The sequence below is a fragment of the Paenibacillus piri genome, from assembly GCF_004354045.1.
Lineage (GTDB): Bacteria > Bacillota > Bacilli > Paenibacillales > NBRC-103111 > Paenibacillus_S > Paenibacillus_S piri.
The window spans coordinates 368,986-387,983 of sequence record NZ_SMRT01000001.1; the positions used below are offsets into that span (position 1 = coordinate 368,986).

At 52.2% G+C, this 18,998-nt stretch carries 15 protein-coding genes and 2 pseudogenes; 11 read left to right on the forward strand and 6 right to left on the reverse strand.

All coding sequences use genetic code 11. From position 1 onward, the window contains the following. Positions 1–68 precede the first annotated feature (68 nt). The 4 genes from E1757_RS01565 to E1757_RS01580 are packed head-to-tail and all read left to right on the forward strand — an operon-like array spanning position 69 to position 4,136. Complete coding sequence (locus E1757_RS01565; RefSeq protein WP_133225065.1) at positions 69–1,571, forward strand: spore germination protein; 1,503 nt, start codon at positions 69–71, stop codon at positions 1,569–1,571. Positions 1,572–1,586: 15 nt separating this feature from the next. Then, a complete protein-coding gene (locus E1757_RS01570; protein ID WP_133225066.1) occupies positions 1,587–2,786 on the forward strand; it encodes a Ger(x)C family spore germination protein in 1,200 nt (399 codons plus the stop codon). Positions 2,787–2,797: 11 nt separating this feature from the next. Then, positions 2,798–3,031, forward strand: coding sequence for a hypothetical protein (locus E1757_RS01575; protein WP_246078970.1), 234 nt, complete (start codon positions 2,798–2,800; stop codon positions 3,029–3,031). Positions 3,032–3,044: 13 nt separating this feature from the next. Further along, the gene (locus tag E1757_RS01580; RefSeq protein ID WP_133225067.1) at positions 3,045–4,136 is read left to right on the forward strand and encodes a GerAB/ArcD/ProY family transporter; all 1,092 of its coding nucleotides are present in this window, start codon (positions 3,045–3,047) and stop codon (positions 4,134–4,136) included. A gap of 200 nt (positions 4,137–4,336) precedes the next feature. Here E1757_RS01580 and E1757_RS01585 read toward each other — a convergent pair whose 3' ends face one another. Further along, on the reverse strand, positions 4,337–5,173 hold the full coding sequence (locus E1757_RS01585) for a helix-turn-helix domain-containing protein (protein WP_133225068.1): 837 nt from the start codon (positions 5,171–5,173) through the stop codon (positions 4,337–4,339). A gap of 138 nt (positions 5,174–5,311) precedes the next feature. Here E1757_RS01585 and E1757_RS01590 point away from each other — a divergent pair, with 138 nt between their 5' ends. From E1757_RS01590 to glaH, 7 genes and pseudogenes are all read left to right on the forward strand, one after another. Continuing rightward, positions 5,312–6,385 carry a Gfo/Idh/MocA family protein gene (locus E1757_RS01590; protein ID WP_342774506.1) on the forward strand — a complete coding sequence of 358 codons (1,074 nt, stop codon included), beginning with the start codon at positions 5,312–5,314 and terminating at the stop codon, positions 6,383–6,385. A gap of 273 nt (positions 6,386–6,658) precedes the next feature. After that, positions 6,659–7,265 (forward strand): annotated as a pseudogene (locus tag E1757_RS37140) (IS91 family transposase); the annotation flags it as partial. 768 nt (positions 7,266–8,033) lie between these two features. Next, positions 8,034–8,723, forward strand: coding sequence for a FadR/GntR family transcriptional regulator (locus E1757_RS01605; protein WP_246079018.1), 690 nt, complete (start codon positions 8,034–8,036; stop codon positions 8,721–8,723). A 16-nt stretch (positions 8,724–8,739) separates the two neighbouring features. Then, a complete protein-coding gene (locus tag E1757_RS01610) occupies positions 8,740–10,047 on the forward strand; it encodes a nickel pincer cofactor-dependent isomerase, group 22 (protein ID WP_133225071.1) in 1,308 nt (435 codons plus the stop codon). 56 nt (positions 10,048–10,103) lie between these two features. Continuing rightward, entirely contained in the window at positions 10,104–11,531 is a 1,428-nt protein-coding gene (locus tag E1757_RS01615) for an FAD-binding oxidoreductase (protein WP_133225072.1), read from the forward strand. Next, positions 11,521–12,882 carry a (Fe-S)-binding protein gene (locus E1757_RS01620; protein ID WP_133225073.1) on the forward strand — a complete coding sequence of 454 codons (1,362 nt, stop codon included), beginning with the start codon at positions 11,521–11,523 and terminating at the stop codon, positions 12,880–12,882. Before E1757_RS01615 ends, E1757_RS01620 begins: the two co-directional genes overlap by 11 nt. A 315-nt stretch (positions 12,883–13,197) precedes the next feature. Then, the gene (glaH, locus tag E1757_RS01625) at positions 13,198–14,136 is read left to right on the forward strand and encodes a glutarate dioxygenase GlaH (protein WP_133225074.1); all 939 of its coding nucleotides are present in this window, start codon (positions 13,198–13,200) and stop codon (positions 14,134–14,136) included. A 157-nt stretch (positions 14,137–14,293) separates the two neighbouring features. Here glaH and E1757_RS01630 read toward each other — a convergent pair. From E1757_RS01630 to E1757_RS01650, 5 genes and pseudogenes are all read right to left on the reverse strand, one after another. Beyond that, positions 14,294–14,616 (reverse strand): annotated as a pseudogene (locus tag E1757_RS01630) (DUF3870 domain-containing protein). A gap of 17 nt (positions 14,617–14,633) precedes the next feature. Beyond that, a complete protein-coding gene (locus E1757_RS01635) occupies positions 14,634–15,428 on the reverse strand; it encodes an ABC transporter permease (protein ID WP_181956600.1) in 795 nt (264 codons plus the stop codon). Then, positions 15,429–16,373: an ABC transporter permease gene (locus E1757_RS01640; RefSeq protein ID WP_133225075.1), complete on the reverse strand. Its 945-nt coding sequence runs from the start codon at positions 16,371–16,373 to the stop codon at positions 15,429–15,431. Continuing rightward, on the reverse strand, positions 16,337–17,431 hold the full coding sequence (locus tag E1757_RS01645) for an ABC transporter ATP-binding protein (RefSeq protein WP_133225076.1): 1,095 nt from the start codon (positions 17,429–17,431) through the stop codon (positions 16,337–16,339). Before E1757_RS01645 ends, E1757_RS01640 begins: the two co-directional genes overlap by 37 nt. A gap of 19 nt (positions 17,432–17,450) precedes the next feature. Beyond that, the gene (locus tag E1757_RS01650) at positions 17,451–18,572 is read right to left on the reverse strand and encodes an ABC transporter substrate-binding protein (RefSeq protein WP_133225077.1); all 1,122 of its coding nucleotides are present in this window, start codon (positions 18,570–18,572) and stop codon (positions 17,451–17,453) included. Between the last annotated feature and the right edge of the window lie 426 nt (positions 18,573–18,998).

Sequence of the window (18,998 nt, forward strand, 5' to 3'; positions counted from 1 at the left end):
TCTGCTGCATGCATAAATGTGGATGTTATGCAAAAAATAACCGTACTAGCTAACGGCGGGAGGTTCTCATGTCTAAACAAGGGCAAGGTGAAGATGAGGCGCTGCACACGCGGCTTACATTTAACTTGCTGCAATTGAAGCAGGGTCTCGGGAATAGCGAAGACGTTACCGTACGCGAAATTCAAATAGAGCAGAGCGGCGGACGTTCCGTTCAAGGCGCGGTCGTTTATATCGATGGTCTCAATAGTCTCCAGTCCATGATTCATACTTTGCTGGCCGGCCTCGGAAACAAAGGACAAGCGGACCTTGACATTGAACAACTGCTGGAGTTCTGCAGAAACAGCGTCGTATCGACCGGGATGGTCGGGGACATCTACAGCTTCGAAGATGCGTATGAGACGCTCTTGTCCGGCAACAGCATCTTGATGCTTGACGGCAGCTCGCACGGGCTGTCGGTCGGGACGAAGAAATTAACGGCGCGGGCCATTGAAGAGCCGAATGTTCAGTCCGTAGTCCGCGGTCCGCGCGAAGGGTTTACCGAAGTGCTGCGCTCGAATACAGCCATGCTCCGGCGCAAAATCAAAGACCGTCATCTGTGGTTGGAGACGATGAGCATCGGCAAGATTACGAAAACCGATGTGACGATCGCTTATGTGAAAAATATTGTGAACGAGGACGTGCTGGAAGAAGTCAGAAAGCGGCTGTCCGCCATTGACATTGACGCCATTCTGGAGAGCAATTACATCGAAGAGCAGATCCAGGACAAGCGGAGCACGCCTTTTCCGACGGTTTTCAATACGGAGCGGCCTGATGTGGTCGCCGCCGGCATTATGGAAGGCCGGGTTGCGATTATGGTGGACGGGACTCCGTTCACGTTGTTGGTGCCTGCGGTGTTTACACAGTTTTTCCAATCCAGCGAGGATTATTACCAACGGGCCGATTTTGCCACATTAGTGCGTCTGCTGCGGTTTCTCTCGTTTGCCCTGGCGCTGCTGACCCCATCCTTTTACATCGCGATTACGACCTTTCATCAGGAGATGCTGCCGACAACACTGCTCTACAACCTGGCGAGCCAACGGGAGGGCGTCCCGTTTCCGGCCTTTATTGAAGCGATTCTAATGGAAATCACGTTTGAAATTTTACGCGAAGCGAGCGTGCGCATGCCGAGAACCGTCGGCCAATCGATTTCCATCGTAGGCACGCTTGTCGTCGGTCAAGCGGCGGTGGAAGCCGGGCTGGTTAGCGCGGCCATGGTCATCGTCGTGTCGATCACCGCGATATCCAACTTTGTTTTACCGGCGTTTAATTTGGGCATTACGATTCGTATCATCCGGTTCATCCTGATGATGCTTGCCGCTTCCTTCGGTCTGTTCGGCATCTTTTTGGGTCTGATCGTGCTTGTGATTCATTTGTGCAACCTGTCCTCCTTCGGTGTGCCCTATATGTCGCCGATGGCGCCGCTGCATATGTCCGATCAAAAAGATACGCTGGTCCGTTCCTCCATTCCGAACTTGATATCAAGGCCCAAGACGTTCCGCCCGAAAAATCCCATCAGGCAGAAACGCCGCTGAGAGAGAGGGGTTCGTATGAAACAGGTGGCAGGAGGCTTGCTTTTGCTTCTCATTTCTGTTCTGCTGAGCGGCTGCTGGAGCCGGCATGAATTGAATGACATCAGCATCGTGGTCGGGATGGGCATTGATTATATCGGAGACAAGTACAAGGTCACGGTACAGACGGTTAATCCGGGGCAGGTCGCGGTAAAAAGAGGAACCTCGTTCAATGCCAGTCCGGTCGTTACCTTTGAGGAGATGGGGGCTACGATTCCCGAAGCGTTATCCCGAATGACCGTCCGAGCGCCCCGTCACTTGTATTACGCGCATTTGCGAATGGTCATACTGGGGGAATCTACAGCCAGAGCGGGGATCGGCAAGTCGCTTGACTTCTTGTCCCGCAATATGGAGATGCGCACCGACTTTTACTTTGTGGTGGCCCGCAAGACCAGCGCATCCGAAATATTGAAGATGAACAGCGCGATGGATCCGATACCGGCCAACAATATGTATACCAAGCTCGAAACGTCGGATAAATATTGGTCGGCGACAGGCAGCATGAACTTGAATACACTGCTTCAGGATATGGGAATGGCCGGTAAAGATCCGACCATGACCGGCATTGAAATCGCCGGTGACCCGCGTAAAGGGGATAAAACGTCAAATAGCCAGTACATCGACCCGCCTGTCATTTTGAAATATGCCGGCATGGCGGCGTTCAAATTTGACCGGATGGTAGGTTGGCTGGATGAAAACGATACGAAAGCGTTAAATTATATCCAAAATTCGGTTCACCAAACGACCGGTGTCATTCCATGTTCAGGGGGCAAAGGCAAAATTTCGATGCAGGTGATCCGTTCTAATGCGGTCATTACGCCCACGCTCCGCAACGGGAAGCCGGAATTCGACGTCCATATTAGGCTGGAGCAGGATATTTCGGACGTGGAATGCATGATGGATTTATCGAAAGCATCGGTCGTAAATGAATTGAAAAGATGGTCGGACCTTAAGGTGCATGGATTGCTGGAAAAGTCGCTGCAAAAAATTCAAAAGGAATACGGCACCGATATATACGGCTTCGGCAACCGGCTGCACAATAAATACCCGCAGGTTTGGCATGAAATTAAAAATTGGAACGAGGTGTTTCCTACGGTTCCAATACGTATCCATGTGAATACGATTCTCCGGCGGATGGGAACCGTGCTGCAGCCGATGGATGCTTTGATGGAAAAATAGGGGGGGTTTTTTTGTGGCTCATTGCCGGTATTACGCTTATGTTAATTTGGACATGCTGGAAAGAGGTTCCTCGCATATGGAAAGAAAAAAGCTATAAAGAGCTATGGGTGCTTGCTTTGCTTACGCTGTCTATAACGGCGCTGAGCACGGCGGAAAGCTTTAGCGTGAAATTGCCTAACCCGCTCGATTGGATCGCAGCCGCGATGGGGCCGTTTCCCAGCTTTATCGAATCGTTATTCCAGTGAAAGGAGCGAGCCCATGGAAAAAATGGGGACGATCAACCGCCGTTCGTTTGCGGTTTTGGTCACTTTTTTTATGACCGGAACTTCCATCCTCATTACGCCTTCAGGGCTCGCAATCAGCGCCAAACAGGATGCATGGGTCGCCTGCCTGATCGGAATCGGCATGAATTTGGCGACCGGCCTGCTGTATGTGCTGCTGGGGCAGCGATTGGGCGGACAAACCTTGGTCCAATTTTGCGAGTCGACGTTGGGGAAATGGCTCGGTAAAGCCGTCTCCGCCGGATTCGTGCTGTTCTTTTATTTGCTGGCGTCGCTTATGGTTGGCGATTTGGGCTACTTCGTGACCTCGCAAATTATGCAGGAAACGCCGATGGAAGTGCTGCAAATGCTGTTTATGATTGTGGTCGTCATGGCGGTCAGATCGGGGTTTATCGTATATACACGGGCGGCATTGGTGTTCTTTCCTTGGCTGCTGCTATTGTTTCTAGTGCTCATTGTGCCATTGGCCCCCAAATTTCAATTCAGAAATTTTATGCCGTTTCTGGAATATGGGTTCAAGCCAGTGCTGCACGGTGCATTTACATTTTGGAGCTTGCAGGAATTGATCGTGATGTTGATGTTTTATCCGCTTGTTGCCGGCGCGAGCGTACGGAGAAACGGCTTTGCAACCGGCATTCTAATCGGAGGGGCGATACTGCTTTTAACTACAATCGGCAGCATTGCCGTTTTGGGCCAAAAGCTGACGGCTAATCAACTGTTCCCCGCTTATACGTTAGCCAAAAACATCAGCATCGGCCATTTTCTGGAGCGGGTGGAAGGCATCATGATTTCCATCTGGGTACTTTCGATTTTTTTGAAAATTGTACTCACTTTCCATGCGGCGCTGATCGGGTTCGTCCAACTTTTGAATCTCAAAAGCGAGAAGCCTCTGATTGCACCGCTGGCGCTTGGCATGATCGTGCTGTCGCTGATGTGCTACCCGAATACGATTTATGTCAACGACTATCTCGGTAAAAATTGGGGGCCCTTTTCGAGTATGTTTACGCTGTTTTTGCCCCTGGCGCTGTACGGAATATCCATGATTGCCGGTCGTCTGAGAAACAAGTGAACTCGTTCAGCTTTGCTGAACATCGGGGAATCAGATGGGGACTCTACCCCACCTGATTCAAGGCCCACCTTAGAGGTAGGGGTCTTAACCCGATAAAGTCGTAATCGGATAAAGCCGTACAGCCTGCCAACGGCGAAACGTGCGGGTTCCGGAGCATAAGCAGATTACGGCTTCCGGACGCCGCCCGGGCATTCGCACGCTCAGCCCCATTTGCGCTTGCGGTACTGGCCCGGCGGCAAGCCGACGACCCGCTTGAACATGCGGATGAAGTTGGAATAGTCGTTAAAGCCCGACAGCTGGCACGCATCGGTCACATTGCAGCCGTCATGCAGCAGCTTCTTGGCAAGCGCGATTCTTTTGAGTAAAATGTATTCATGAATAGTGCTGCCGGTGCTTTGCCGGAACAGCCTGCTCATATAATATTTGTTCATAAAAAACTGCTGCTCCAAAGCCTCCAGCGTCAGGTCGTGATCCAAATGATGTTCGATGTAGTCAAGCACCGGGGACAGCTTTTGCAGCGCGACCGGGCTGGTCAGCGGCGATCTGTTTTGCCGGAATGCCCGATTCAGCAGGACGAGCAGCTCGATCAAAGCGGTTGTCATCAGCAGGTCGGTGCCTTCGTCCGGCTCGCCGGCCAGCACATCCATTTTCTGGAACAAAGCAATCAATTCCTCAAGTTGATGCGGCAAAAAATGAAGTCTGTTCCGTTCGCCGTCGGGACGGTCGCGGAAGCAGCCTAACAAATCGAACCGGTACATGGATGAGAACGGCTCCGCCAAACCGGGATGAAAGTGGATCACTTTATTTTCATAAGTGGCCGTCGACCGGAAGGTGGGCTTATGCAGCTCGCGGTTGTTCATGACAAGCAGATCGCCGTATTGCAGCGGGTACACCTGTTTTTCGATAAAATAATGGACGTCGCCGCTTATAAAGAAGTAGATCTCGAACCGGTCGTGGAGATGAAAGTCGAATTTCGGAGACTGCTCCAAGCGCCGGTGGCGGTAATCGATTTGCCGGGTCTGATAATGAATGTCCAAGGCCAGCATCCTTTCGCGTAAAAGTCAAAAAAAGCAATAAATTGACCAATTGATGCAAGGAATTTGTTTTAAGTATACCTCATTATAACAAGTAATGCGTGTTCAAAACTGCAATGGGGAGCGATCTTTGAGCCGGGAATGCGCACAACCTTTAAGAAATCAGGTGAAACCGTGAAAACATTAGGATCAGCAATTATCGGATGCGGCTCTATTTCAGGTGTCCATTTGAAAGCGGTAGCAGACTTGGAAAACGCTGAATTAAAAGCGGTTGTCGATTTGGATGAAAGCAAGGCCAAACGGGTAGCCGAGCAATACGGCTGCGATTATTACACCGATTACAATGAAGTGCTGAAGCGCGATGACATTCAGATTGTTCATATATGTACCGGACACCATCAACATGCGCCGGTGACTGTGGATGCTCTGAATGCGGGCAAGCATGTGCTGACGGAGAAGCCGATGGCGGAGACGAAAGCGGCGGCGCAATCGATGCTGAAAGCGGCCGGGCAAAATCCGGGCGTGCAGCTGGGCGTCATTTTCCAAAACCGCTATAACGCATCCTCGCAGCGAATCAAGCAGGCCGTCGATTCCGGCGAATTCGGCAAGCTGCTCGGCTTGAAGGGGATTGTGACATGGCACCGCAATTCCAGCTATTACGAGACCGACTGGAAGGGCAATTGGGCTACCGAAGGCGGCGGTGTGCTGATCAACCAATCCATCCATACCTTGGATCTGCTGCATTGGTTCGGAGGCCAGGTGGCCAGCCTAAAAGGCACGTTCTCCAACGACTCGCTGGAAGACGTTATCGAGGTTGAAGACACCGTCCACGTGTTCCTGCAATTTGCAAGCGGCGCAAAAGGCATCTTCTATGCGACCAACGCATATGTGAAAAACTCCCCGGTGGAGCTTGAGCTTTGTTTTGAGCAAGGAGCGTTGGTACAGCGCGGCGACACGTTGTACCTGGAGCAGGACGGCAAGCTTACCGTTCTGGTTGAGCCGCAGGTTAACCTCTCGGGCGGAAAGTCTTATTGGGGTTCCAGCCATGAGCTGCAAATCCGAGACTTTTACGAGCATGTGCTGGAAGGCAAGCCGTTCTGGATCGACGGTCCGGAAGGCTATAAAACGTTCGGGCTCGTCATGGATGTATACGAATCGTCCCGTACCGGAAAAACCATTACGTATTCGGGCGCTGAAGCGGCTGCACGGTCATAAAGGCTTGAACCGGCGGCATGCGTGGCAGGAATGCATATAAGCCGAACGAGATGAAACAGGCTGAAACCAACAGCGGATACTATGTTGAAACTGACATAGTATCCGCTGTTTTTTTATGTTGACAGTATAAGTTTTATACTTTGCTTCGCACAATCTTGACAAACGCGCCTGTCCTTTAAGGACGGCGGAGCCGTTTATGCTTGACATAATAGAAGGTATAAAATCCGGGGAATCAAGGTGGTTCCTTTTTTAAGTTTTTTGGTAAGTAGAGTTATGGAGACTAATATTTTGCGACAAATATTTTTTGATGAACATAACCATTGGGAAAACTTTGTAGAGAAGCATGGAAACAAATACGGCCAGTCGTCATGAAAGAAGTAGAAAAGTTCAAGAACTGCGGAAATACAAAGAAAGGATTTAAACTGCTCGTCTGTGAAGGCTGCCATGACATGAAAGTCATACCATACAGGTGCAAAGGCCGATTTTGTACAACCTGCTCATGTAATGAAACCGAAGAATGGAGCCGAGTGTTAGCAGAGGAAGCATTTCAAGTGAATCATCGGCATGTCATGATGACGATCGATGAAGGACTGAGGGATATTTTCCTGAAACATCGCGGCTTACTGAAGGAATTCATGAACGAAGGAGTAAGAATTGTAAAGGAATACTTCAAAAAAAGCATAAACTGGGATTATCGCTGGGCTGCGTACGTTTGGATCGAGGCTAAACTTTAATCCTCATATCCATATGGTAGTGACCTTGGGGCATGAAAGCAAATGGAGAGTGGAAGAAGTATAACTATATTCCGTTTGAAATGTTGCGAAAACAATGGCAAACGGTTGTACTGAAGCTGATTCGCCGAAACTTGAGTACCGCGGAAAATGTCCTGAGGACGGACAGCTTGTAGTAAAGTACGCGGCATGTCAGAATACAAGGGCAGTGCTAGAGAGGCTGATCAACCCTGTCACCGGTATCCAAGAAAAGAAAACCAGGAAAGAAAAAGAAACCGAAGCCATTGATCCTAAGCAAGTACCTACAGTCGAAAGAGGCCGTCAATTATGTATGTCTGACGTGTTCGGAAAGCGAAAAGATACCGCTTAGTGTGGTCCGGGACTTCGATAGGATGGATGATGGAGACCCGGAAGTGCCCCCGCAATTCGCATGTGAAGCTTGCGGCGGAGCCATGTACCCAGAATACTACAAAGGTGTGCATGGTTATGAATACCGGATCGAAGACCGGTTAGTAAAAAAAGAGGTAGCTGAAAACACGAGAGTAGAACAGTAAGAGGGCATGGATGTGGGGTGGAAAGTTTACGGGCCGTCTTTGAAGTCGTGTTCCCCCTGCCTGGTCTAATCGAAGGAACACGACTTCAACAACGGCTGTAACCCCACATCCATCCCTCCCAACGCTCAAACGTATATCCTACACCAAGGACGCCGCAAGGCGTTTTACTTACATAGAAAGGGGAAAGAGGTTTGTACCGAAGCTGTCGTCGGCTCGTTGACCGGTGTCTGGTTTACGGTGGCCGGCCTTCTGGAATATCTTTACACGAAAGTTGTACGTATGGTATACTTCAGGTGTCCCGACCACCTGACCACTCATGGCGTATTCATAACTTTTTTAATGAGGTGAGATCGATTGAAGCTGATGCCGGTCCAGAAACAACGTGTGTACCAAATGATCATAGAACAGATTAAAACGAGCATTGAGCGCGGAGAGCTTCACCCGGGGGATCGCCTTCCCTCGGAAAGGGACTTGGCTGAAGCCTTATCGGTGTCGCGCAGCGCTGTCCGTGAGGCGGTCAGTGTGCTCGAATCGGCAAGAATCGTTAAAATCGCCCCGGGTATCGGGGTTTTTCTCGAGGAGGACCGAAACAAAGATGTGCTGGCCAAATTGAATGAGATCGTATCTCCGCAGAATACGAATCTGATCGAATTGATCGAGGTTCGACAGGCCATGGAGGTTCAAGCAGCTTATTTGGCCGCTCTTCGCCGTACGGATGCCGATCTGCGGGCGATTCAGTCCGCTCTTGATGCTTTGGAGCGATCGGTCAAAGCGGGACAGGTTGCCGCCGAGGAAGATTATTTGTTTCATCTCCGCGTAGTGGAAGCGGCAGGCAACCAAATGCTGATGGAAAGCGTAAAGTTCTTCTCCGACAAATGTCTCGCAGGACTTCACGAAAGCCGCAGCCAGAGCCTCGGCATTCCCGGAAAGAGCCGGGCGGTGCTGGAGGAACATCAGCTTATATATTCCGCCATCGAGCAGCGAAATGCGGATAGAGCGCGGGACATGATGTGGGAGCATCTGCAGAACGTGAAGGCAAGATACTTGAGTTAATCGGGAGGTGCCGAGAATGGACAGCAGTTCATCCGTCCTTATGTACAAATTGAAACAGCATTTCTCCGGAAGTCGGATTGCCGACCTTCCATCCTCACTGATGGAAGCGCTTCAACAATCCCTTTTATTCGCCAAGCTTGCGCCGGGGGCGACCATCGCCATAACAGTCGGTTCGCGAGGCATCCGCCAAATCGACGCGATCTTAAGGTACGTAGTAAGGTACCTTCAGGACGAAGGGTACCGCCCGTTTCTCGTCGCCGCTATGGGCAGCCACGGCAATGGGGAAGCGGATGGCCAGCGTGAGATCTTGGCCAGTCTCGGCATAACGGAACAATCGATAGGGGCGCCGATCCGCTGCTCCAGCGAGGTCGTTCAGCTCGGTATCACAAGCGCCGATCCACTTCTTTTATTCGGAAGCATGACGCCCGGATTGGCGGGGCTGCCGGTATATATGGCGAAGGAGGCTGCCCAAGCCGACGGCATACTGGTCATCAATCGGGTGAAGCCTCATACGGCGTTCCGCGGAGATTACGAAAGCGGTCTCCTGAAAATGCTGTCCGTCGGTCTTGGACGGGCGGCCGGGGCGGACAGCGTGCACAGTCTTGGCGCAAGTCAGCTCGCACTGGCCATTCCATCGATCGCCCGGGTATCCCTGGAAAGAGCTCCCGTGATCGGAGGCATTGCCATCGTGGAGAACGGCGAGGAGGAAACTGCCATTATCGAAGGCATTCCCGCCGGCGATATTTTCGTCAGGGAACGGCAGCTGTTGCAGGAAGCGAAGCGGATGATGCCCTCTTTGCCCGTAGGGCAAATGGATCTCTGCCTGGTAGGCGAAATGGGCAAAAACTATAGTGGAACGGGTATGGATTCGAACATTATCGGTCGAATGCGAATCCGCGGCTTGGCGGAGCCGGATCGGCCGGATATTGCCTATGTCGGCGTATTGGGACTATCGCGTCCTTCGCATGGCAACGCCACGGGAATCGGGCTTGCCGATTTTACGACGGACGCCGTGGTAAGGGACATCGATCGGGATTCCACCTATCTCAATTGCCTAACGACCGGCTTTGTCACAAGAGCCGCCATCCCGATGAGCTTGAAGAACGATCGCGAACTGATCGAGAAAGCGATGTTCGCCCTGAAGATCAAAGATCCCGGAGCGTTCAGGCTCGTTTATATTAAGAACACGCTCCATTTGGATGAGGTTTGGGTCTCGGGAGCCATTTATGAGGAGCTGCAATCCGAAGCTCATATCGAATGCATGGATGGTCCTTGCCGCCTTCCATTCGACAACGATGGAAACCTTTTGCTTCCGAAACGGTAAGCTGTCCGCTTGCCGAATCTCGCATCTCGAATTTCAAGGGAAAGAAGGCTTTGCTCATGCCGCAATATAACGCTTTTACGCCGAAGCATTTGGAGGAAATCGTCACGCTTTTGGAACCGTCGCGGGTGCTTCATCAGACCCACGACCTGCTCAGCTATTCCTTCGACGCCTCGTTCGGCACCTATCCGCCGGATGTTGTCGTCCAGCCGATATCCACGGAAGAAGTGGCGGCCGTTGTCCGCTTCGCCAACCGGCATCTCATTCCGGTCACGCCCAGGGGCCACTCCTCCTGCTTAAGCGGGGGGCCGCTCCCGGTAAAGGGCGGCATCGTCATGGACTGTACCAAGATGAACCGCACCTTGAATATTGATGAGGAGGATCTGGTTGCCGTTGTCAGTCCGGGCGTTATTACGGCCCACATTCATAAAGCGGCCGAAGCCAAAGGCCTCATGTATCCCCCCGACCCGAGCAGCTCGCACATTTCGACTATCGGCGGCAATCTCGCGGAAAATTCCGGCGGACCGCGCGGCCTGAAATACGGCGTGACCAAGGATTACGTCATCGGTCTGGAGGTGGTCACGCCGCAGGGCGAGATCATCCGCACCGGCGGGCGTACGGTCAAAAACGTGACCGGCTACGATTTGACGAAGCTGATCGTCGGCTCGGAAGGCACGCTTGGCATTATTACCGAAGCGACATTGCGCCTCATTCCGAAGCCGCAAGCCTCCGAAACGCTGATGGCGGTGTTTGACGATCTGGTCCATGCAGGCAGGGCGATTTCGTCCATATTGGCAGCTCTTATTCTGCCCTCCAAAATCGAAATCATGGACCAGGCCTCGATTGCGGCCGTTGAAAACTACGAGCCTTGCGGATTGCCACGGGACGCGGAGGCCATCGTTCTGATTGAGCTCGACGGTCATCCCGCCGCAATCGGGCATGAAATTCAAGTGGTGCGCGAGCTTTGCGAGCGGATGAAGGCCAGGGAAGTCAAGGTGGCTCAGGACGATAGCGAACGCAATGAGCTGTGGCGCGGGCGCAAGCTCGTTTCCCCGGCCATTGCCAAGATCAAGCCGACGAAAATATCCGAGGATATTACCGTGCCCAAAAGCAAGATTCCGGAAGCCTTCGAACGATTAAAGCGCATCCGCGAGAAATACAATTTGCATCTGGTCATCTTCGGTCATGCGGGCGACGGCAATCTGCATCCGAACATCGTCGCCGACATAAGGGATCAGGAAGAAATGAAGCGGGCGGAGCTGGCGGTCGCGGAAATTTTTCAAACGGCCATTGAGCTGGGCGGCACGCTATCCGGGGAACACGGTATCGGAACGATGAAAGCGCCATTTTTGGAGTCCGAGCTGGGAGCGGCCGGGGTGGATATGATGAAGCGCATCAAGCAAGCATGGGACCCGAACGACATCATGAATCCGGGGAAAATTTTTGCCGAACCCGGACAAAGGCTGGTGCTGACCGATGAGCGGTAGTCCACAAGCTGATTCCAAATTGAAAGAGCTGCAAAAAGCTTTATCGTATGACGATACGATGAGCTGTATCCAGTGCGGCTATTGTTTGCCGGCGTGTCCGACCTATGAGACGATGGGCAAGGAGACCCATTCGCCCCGGGGGCGGATTCATCTGGTGAAAATGGCGGGCGAAGGGAAGTTGAACGACTTCACGCTGCTTGCGGATTCGCTCGATCAGTGTCTCGGCTGCCGGGCTTGTGAAACCGCTTGTCCGTCCGGAGTGAAGTACGGTAGCATCTACGAATCGGCCAAAAACGTCATCGAACAAAACGTTCCCCGTTCCGTGAAGGCGCGGGCTGCGAGGTCCGTTTTGCTCCGCAAGGTGTTTCCGAGTAAAGCCGCATTAAATACGATAGGCACCCTGCTATGGGCTTATCAGAAAAGCGGCCTGCAGCATACGGCACGCAAGCTTCGGCTGACCCGCGTGCTGCCGGAGCCTCTCGGCGTGTTCGAGCGGATTGTCCCCGACGTACCCGGCCCGCTGGAGCGGCGGAAGCGGCCGCTTCGTTTCCGGCCCGAGGGTGTGCCCAAGCTGAAAGTAGCCTTTTTCACGGGCTGCGTAATGGATGCCATGTTTGAGCGCATCAATCATCTCAGCATGAAGCTGCTGCAAAAAGCCGGGAGTGAGGTCATTATATTAAGCGGCGATACTTGCTGCGGGGCGCTTCACTCGCATTCAGGGGAAATGGAGCTGGCCAAAAAACTGGCCAGGCAAAATATTGCGGCATTTGAACGTTTGCTTGCACAGGAGCCGGTTGATTATATTGTCAATAATGCAGGAGGCTGCGGAGCTATGCTCGTGGAATATGATCATCTGTTCCATGATGATCCTGCTTGGGCGAATCGCGCCCAAGCTTTCGCCTCGCGAAACCGGGATATTCATCAGGTGCTGGCACAGCTCGGACTCCCCCTTCCGGCGAAGCCAACGCCCCAAGAGCGAACGTCTTCTCCTGAACCGCAAATCGTCACTTACCAGCGTTCGTGCCATATGACCAACGTCCAGAAAGTAACCCGCGATCCTTTACAGCTCATGGGGGCCATCCCGGGCATCCGGCTGCGCGAAATGGAAGATAAGGACAAGTGCTGCGGTTCGGCCGGTATTTATAATATCGTAAATTATAAGGAGTCAATGGACATTCTGGATGTGAAAATGAACCATGTGAAAGCCACGCAGGCCCAAACGATCGTTACTACCAATCCCGGCTGTCTCATGCAAATGCAGCTCGGCATCGTCAGGGAGGGGCTGGAGGGGGAAGTCCGGGCCGTTCATCTGGTGGAGCTTTTGGCGGAAGCCTGCGGTGTTAGCGTTTAGTTGAGATCCTCGACCTAAAGCGGGAACTTCCACTTGACGCGGAAGGCGGATGCAGCATATGATGAAATTAATCGCATGAGATGAGTTCGCTTCTTGTCGGGCAGCCCTTGCAAGATCCGTGAATGAACATATGCGGCATACCTTTTCAATTGCCTATACAGCGCTGAGAAACTTGCTGAACTCTGATCCACAGAGCGGCGAGGCAGGTTTAAGCCAGTAATATCATTCGATCCATGAATGATTTACTGGCTTTTTGTGTTTTTTGGCCCATGGGTCAGGCAATGCTCTTATTAAATCTGCAGGAGGAATGGGAAGATGAGTATGTTGGCAAGTAAACAGGATATGGTTTTTGTGCAAAAACAACCGGGGTTTGAGATCAAGCCCCATCCGGAGCATTCGCGGCTGTATCATATCGAGCTGGATGACAGCCTGCTGCAAACGTTTTTCGCCGGGCTTAGCGAGGTGAATGCCCAGACGCTGGAATATGTGCCCTACATGCGGCTTATATTGGCCGGGAGGCTGTCAGACTTGTTCGGCGCATCGCTTGGCGAAGCCGTTCGCGGCATTTTGCATGACCGCCGCTCCGGCGGGTTCACCGTCGGCGTGCAGGAGCAAGCCATGGATCCGGAGAGCTACGTCAAATTCGGAACGGCCGTCAGCTGCCTGGCAGGGACGCCTAACTTCGACGCCATGTCCGGCACCTATTATGCGCGCTTTACCGTCAAAGATACCGACGACAGCGATTCTTATTTGCGCCAGGCTTACCGACTGTTCACGCTGCATACGGACGGCACGTTCGTGGAGGAGCCGACCGATTGGCTTCTGATGATGAAATTTGAAGAGCGCCATTCCGCAGGAGGAGAATCCCGCATTTTACACTTGGACGATTGGGAGGAGCTGAAGAAGTTCAGCGATCACCCTCTGGCCTCGTATCCGTTCACTTATAAGTCGCCGCCCAGCAAAAATATTGGTCAAGTAGTGAAGCGCAAAACCTTTTTCAAACAAAACAACGGCACATGCATCTGTTTTATCGATCAATTCGTTTATCCCGAGACGATCGCGCAAGCCGCGTATTTGAAGGAGCTCTCCGAATCCCTGGAAAATAGTGCTGCCGTCATGGCACTCCCTTTGCCTGCAGGACAGCTCATCATGCTGAACAATACGTTCTGGATGCATGGCCGGGCTGCTTTTGAAAAACATCCCGAGCTGCACAGGGAATTAATGCGTCTGCGCGGGGTATTTACGGAAGTATAACGATTAAAGACAGCGGGAGGCTGTCGATGAGCTGCTGGAACACTCCAAGCCTTTATTCCTATTCAACGGCAGCCTCAAGAAGCCCTTAGTCCGATTGCACTCGGCAATTGGACTAAGGGCTTTTATTGCCGCATCGGGAAAGCCGGCTGCGGCGGCTTCAGTGCTTTCCTTTGATAAGCTCGTACTGCAAATGCAAATCCTTCAAAGCGGCTGCCAGCGCGTTGGCGGCCCGACCGCGATAATGATGCTGAAGAAGCTTGATCGGCTCTTCGATGCCGTCGCGGAGGCTGAAGCCTTTTAAAAGCTGGCTGACATAACCGCGCCCATGCTCCGTGGCCAGAGTGCAGGACGCTTCAAGAATAACGCCGTTTTTCTATCGATTTCCGCCGTAATGGTGAGCGAGTCATATATATTTTGAGCGGCCATGCCCTGCGGCAGCTTGGCGTGGCCCGCAATGAACAAGGTGCTGATCGGAAACATTCGTCAGGCCCTCCATCTTAATGGGATTTTCCGAATAAATGGCCTACCCCATGTATTTTTTCCAACACGAGGATGAGCGCTAACGAGATAAATACGACAACGCCTGATACCGACGCGATGAGCGGGCTGTAAGCATCCTGCATCTGGGAAAAAATTTCCAGAGGGAGCGTGCGCATATTCGGCGATACCATGAACAAGGACACCGTCACATTATCGAAGGAAGTCAGAAAAGAAAACAGAGCTCCCGATAAAATCGCCGGCCGAATCAAAGGCAGCGTTATTTTCCAAAATACCGTGACCGGATTCGCTCCCAGTATACTGGCCGCCCGCTCCAGCGTGTAGTCGAAGCCGCTAAGCCCCGTCAGTACGAAGCGTACAACGTAAGGCACGCAAATAATGATGTGGGCGATCAGAAAGCCGGTTGACGTGCCGGCGAGCAGGATCGGGGTGAAATAAATGAGCAGAGCGACGCCGAGCACAAGCTGCGGAACCGTTAATGGAGCGGTCAGCAGCGAGACTATATACGATTTGCCGGGCAATTCGTACTTTGCAAGTGCAAGCGCCGCCAAAGTTCCCAGAACGACTGAGATGAGCGAGGCCAAGAGGGCAAACTTCGCGCTGTTGAGGAACGCCTCGATATATTCCGGGCGATCAAGCAGCTTGGTGTACCATTGTACCGAAAATCCTTGCGGCGGAAAGCTCGGAAAGCTTGCACTCGTGAAGGAGGCCGGAAGGATGACAAGGATCGGAAGAAGGATATAAATCAAGACAAGAGCGGTTACGAGAACCCGGATTTTTCCCGCCATTTTCATTTAACGAAACACCTCCTTATATCGCCCTTTTTCAAACAGGCGCGTAAACACGGTGACCAGGATGAGCGTGATGCCCAGCAGTACGTATGAAATCGCGGAACCGTAAGTCCAGCGCAGCAAATGAAGAATTTGATCGTAAGCGACGACAGGGAGCACCGGGACGTTGGCGCCGCCCATGAGGGCCGGAGTCACATAAGCGCTCATCGACATGCTGAATACAAGCGCCACGCCGGCAACGATGCCGGGAAGGCTGAGCGGCAGTGTGACCGACATGAAAGTACGGAACGGGTTGGCTCCAAGGATCGAGCTCGCTTTTTCCAGCGACGGATCGATATTGTACAGGCTGGTCGCGATCGCCAGGATCATGAACGGCAAATAGGCATTGGACATCCCGATAACTACGCCCGTCTCCGAAAACAGCAGCTTCAGCGGGGATTTGACGATGCCCAAGGAAGTCAACATCCGGTTGACGGTTCCGTTCGGCGTTAGCAGCAAAAACCAGCCGAAATTCCGTACCACAATGCTGACTAGCAGCGGGGATGCGACGAGCAAAGCGAGCAGCCCCTTGAGGCGGGGGGAACATTTGGCCATCGTTAATGCTACCGGATAACCGAGAATCAGCGAGACGATCACCGTATATACGCTCACTTTGATCGTTAGCCAAAGGGAGGAGACATAGTAGGGATCCGTGAAAAACCGGATATAGTTTTGAATGCCGTACGCCGCATGACCCGACGTTTCATCGACATCGATAAAGCTTAAATAAAAAATATAGAGCATGGGTACGACGAAGAAGCCGATGATGAAGATCAGGATAGGAGACAGCAGCAGCCAGCCGGGAACCCACCTTTTAAGAATTGCGCGTTTTTTGGGCGAATCAGGTTGGGGAGAAGACTGAGCGCCCCCGTCTACCGCTTGATTAGCATGACGTCCGATGGCTTCCATCCGACCTTCACCTCGCTTCCAATCATCCAACTAGGTTCGATATCGGGACATTGCACCTGTAAAACAGACCCCTGGAACGAGGCTAATATTTCCCAGGCGGATCCCAGGTAATTCATCTGGGAAATGTGAACGGTATGCGGATCGTATTCTGGATCGAAGATCGAACCGATCGCCACTTTCTCCGGACGTATATAGAGCTTGACGGAATCCCCAATGGAGCAGGAGCGGTCCTCCCCCATCACATTGCCGGCTTCCACAAGCAGCTTTTCACCATTCTCCAGCTGTACCGTAATCATGCCTGTATCGATAGAAGCAATCGAACCGTGCAAACAATTGGACTTGCCGATAAAGTTGAACACAAATTCGCTCCTCGGATTGGCGTAAATTTCCGTGGGCGTTCCCGCTTGTTCGACTTTGCCTTTGTCCATGACGATGATCCTGTCTGACATCGAGAGAGCTTCTTCCTGATCATGCGTGACGAAAATCGTCGTTACGCCGACTTCCTTCTGCAAACGCTTGATTTCCACGCGAAGCTCCTGGCGCAATTTGGCGTCAAGATTGCTTAACGGCTCGTCGAGCAGCAGCAGCTTGGGCTGCACAACCAATGCGCGGGCAATCGCAACCCGCTGCCGCTGGCCCCCTGACATTTCCCGCGGATAGCGTTCCTCCAGTCCGGTCATTTTGACAGTTTCCAGCGCATTCTTGATGCGCCGGGCACAATCCGCCTTGCTCACTTTATGAAGCTTGAGACCGAACTCCAAATTTTCATAAACGGTCATATGCGGAAAGAGCGAATACGTCTGGAATACCATGCCGAGGTCGCGCTTATAGGGCGGAACGCCGTTCATCCGCTTTCCCTTAATGAACAATTCGCCTTGATCGGCGTCGATAAAACCGGCGATCAGGTTGAGCGTCGTCGTTTTGCCGCAGCCCGACGGGCCGAGCAGGGTGAGTAATTCACCCTGCTTGACATCGAGGTCTACGCCGCCAAGCACCACGTTGGAACCGAATTTTTTATAGGCGCCGCGTATTTCCACATCGTTGATTATTTGCTGCATATGAAACCTCCGTTATAGCTTATTTTTTAACGCTTTTTCCGAGCTCCGGAGACACTTCCTTCGTCCATCTATCCATCCAGACTGCACGAATCTCGGAAAGCTTTTTAATGTCCGGGCGATACACCTTGTCCGTATCCTCCTTGATGCCGATCGAGTCCTCGAATTTGGACGAGATTTTCATGCCTTTTACTGTCGGATAAAAGCCGCCGTCGGAAATGAGCTTTTGCGATTCCTCGGAAATCAAATAATTAATGAGTTGCATCGCATCCGCCTTATGCGGGGCATTTTTGACGACGGTTGCATTAAATGCTTGCAGCGGCGCCCCCTCTTTGGGAATGACCATTTTCAGCGGCACGCCCGACTCCACCAGCTCGGCAATGGCATAGCTGCCCATGACAGTAACATCGGCCTCGCCTTGCTGCAGGGCAGGCATCATCTGCGTCGAGTTTTTATAGAACGTATCCGAATAGCGCGCCAGCTCCTTCGCTTTATTCAGCCCCGGCTCCATATTATCCAGGCTGCCTCCGTTGGCGAAGGCCAGATTGTAGAGCGTGGCAAAGCTCCAGTCGTTGGCAATATCGGAATAAGCGGTTTTCCCCTTGTAATCGGGACGAATCAAGTCATTCCAAGAGGCGATCGGAGCAAATCCGTTTTTCTGGAACGTTTTCGTATTGTAGGCAGGCGCAATCACCAAACCGAAAGCGGGCACGCCCATTTGTTCCACCGCGACAAAGCGGGGGTCCGTCAGCTTCATATTGGGGACAGTCGTTTCATCAAGCGGCTCGACCAACCCTTTTTCCACCGCACGCTGCACGTCAAGAGGCACATACACCGCTACGTCGAATTGCGGCGCATTTTTTTGCAAATCGACTTTGGACAAAATCTCGCCCGACAAGGCCGAGACGAAATTCACTTTAATGCCGGTCTTCTCTTTGAATTTCGGCGCGATGACATCGCGGATCGCTTTCTCGATTTTCCCTCCGTTGGCCGCCACCGTAATCTCCTTATCGGCAGAGGATGCGGGCGCCGGAACGGATGAGCTTGCCGGTTTTGCATCGGTTGATGATTTGGGCGCAGGGACACCGCATCCCGTAAGCGCTATCAAAACTAAAGCAAGTCCAACACTGAGCCATTTTTTCATGATAATTTTCCCCCTAAATCAATGATTTTTTCTTACAATTCATACACTAGCAAATATCGTGCCAACTTTTTTTGCGGCAAAATCGGTTATTTTCCATTGGTCATGCGGCAAATTTTTCCGGTTTCGTCCAGGAAGGCGGCGATTTTTGCCTCGAAAGGCCATAAACGGCTTCGTCAAGCGATGTGCCGAACAAGCGGCCCGGGCATGGACCGCTTAGTTGGCTGTCCCTCGCAAATGGCGGATAGCCGTTGCGAATCGGGCATAGCCGGATGAATGGCTGGCCTCTGTACGCCGACGGTAAACCCGCCGGGGTGGCGGTCGTGCGGAAGCGAGTCCAAAAAAGGGCAGGCAAAGATAGCCCTTCCCCGTTGACTTGTTACATGCTATCTTTTTAGTTAAGAATACATGTAGGGAAAAGGTGTGACA

Coding starts and splice junctions, on each gene's coding strand:
- E1757_RS01565 (WP_133225065.1), top strand. CDS start 69: ATGTCTAAACAAGGGCAAGGTGAAGATGAGGCGCTGCACACGCGGCTT.
- E1757_RS01570 (WP_133225066.1), top strand. CDS start 1,587: ATGAAACAGGTGGCAGGAGGCTTGCTTTTGCTTCTCATTTCTGTTCTG.
- E1757_RS01580 (WP_133225067.1), top strand. CDS start 3,045: ATGGAAAAAATGGGGACGATCAACCGCCGTTCGTTTGCGGTTTTGGTC.
- E1757_RS01590 (WP_342774506.1), top strand. CDS start 5,312: ATGCGCACAACCTTTAAGAAATCAGGTGAAACCGTGAAAACATTAGGA.
- E1757_RS01605 (WP_246079018.1), top strand. CDS start 8,034: ATGCCGGTCCAGAAACAACGTGTGTACCAAATGATCATAGAACAGATT.
- E1757_RS01610 (WP_133225071.1), top strand. CDS start 8,740: ATGGACAGCAGTTCATCCGTCCTTATGTACAAATTGAAACAGCATTTC.
- E1757_RS01615 (WP_133225072.1), top strand. CDS start 10,104: ATGCCGCAATATAACGCTTTTACGCCGAAGCATTTGGAGGAAATCGTC.
- E1757_RS01620 (WP_133225073.1), top strand. CDS start 11,521: ATGAGCGGTAGTCCACAAGCTGATTCCAAATTGAAAGAGCTGCAAAAA.
- glaH (WP_133225074.1), top strand. CDS start 13,198: ATGAGTATGTTGGCAAGTAAACAGGATATGGTTTTTGTGCAAAAACAA.
- E1757_RS01635 (WP_181956600.1), bottom strand. CDS start 15,428: ATGAAAATGGCGGGAAAAATCCGGGTTCTCGTAACCGCTCTTGTCTTG.
- E1757_RS01640 (WP_133225075.1), bottom strand. CDS start 16,373: ATGGAAGCCATCGGACGTCATGCTAATCAAGCGGTAGACGGGGGCGCT.
- E1757_RS01645 (WP_133225076.1), bottom strand. CDS start 17,431: ATGCAGCAAATAATCAACGATGTGGAAATACGCGGCGCCTATAAAAAA.
- E1757_RS01650 (WP_133225077.1), bottom strand. CDS start 18,572: ATGAAAAAATGGCTCAGTGTTGGACTTGCTTTAGTTTTGATAGCGCTT.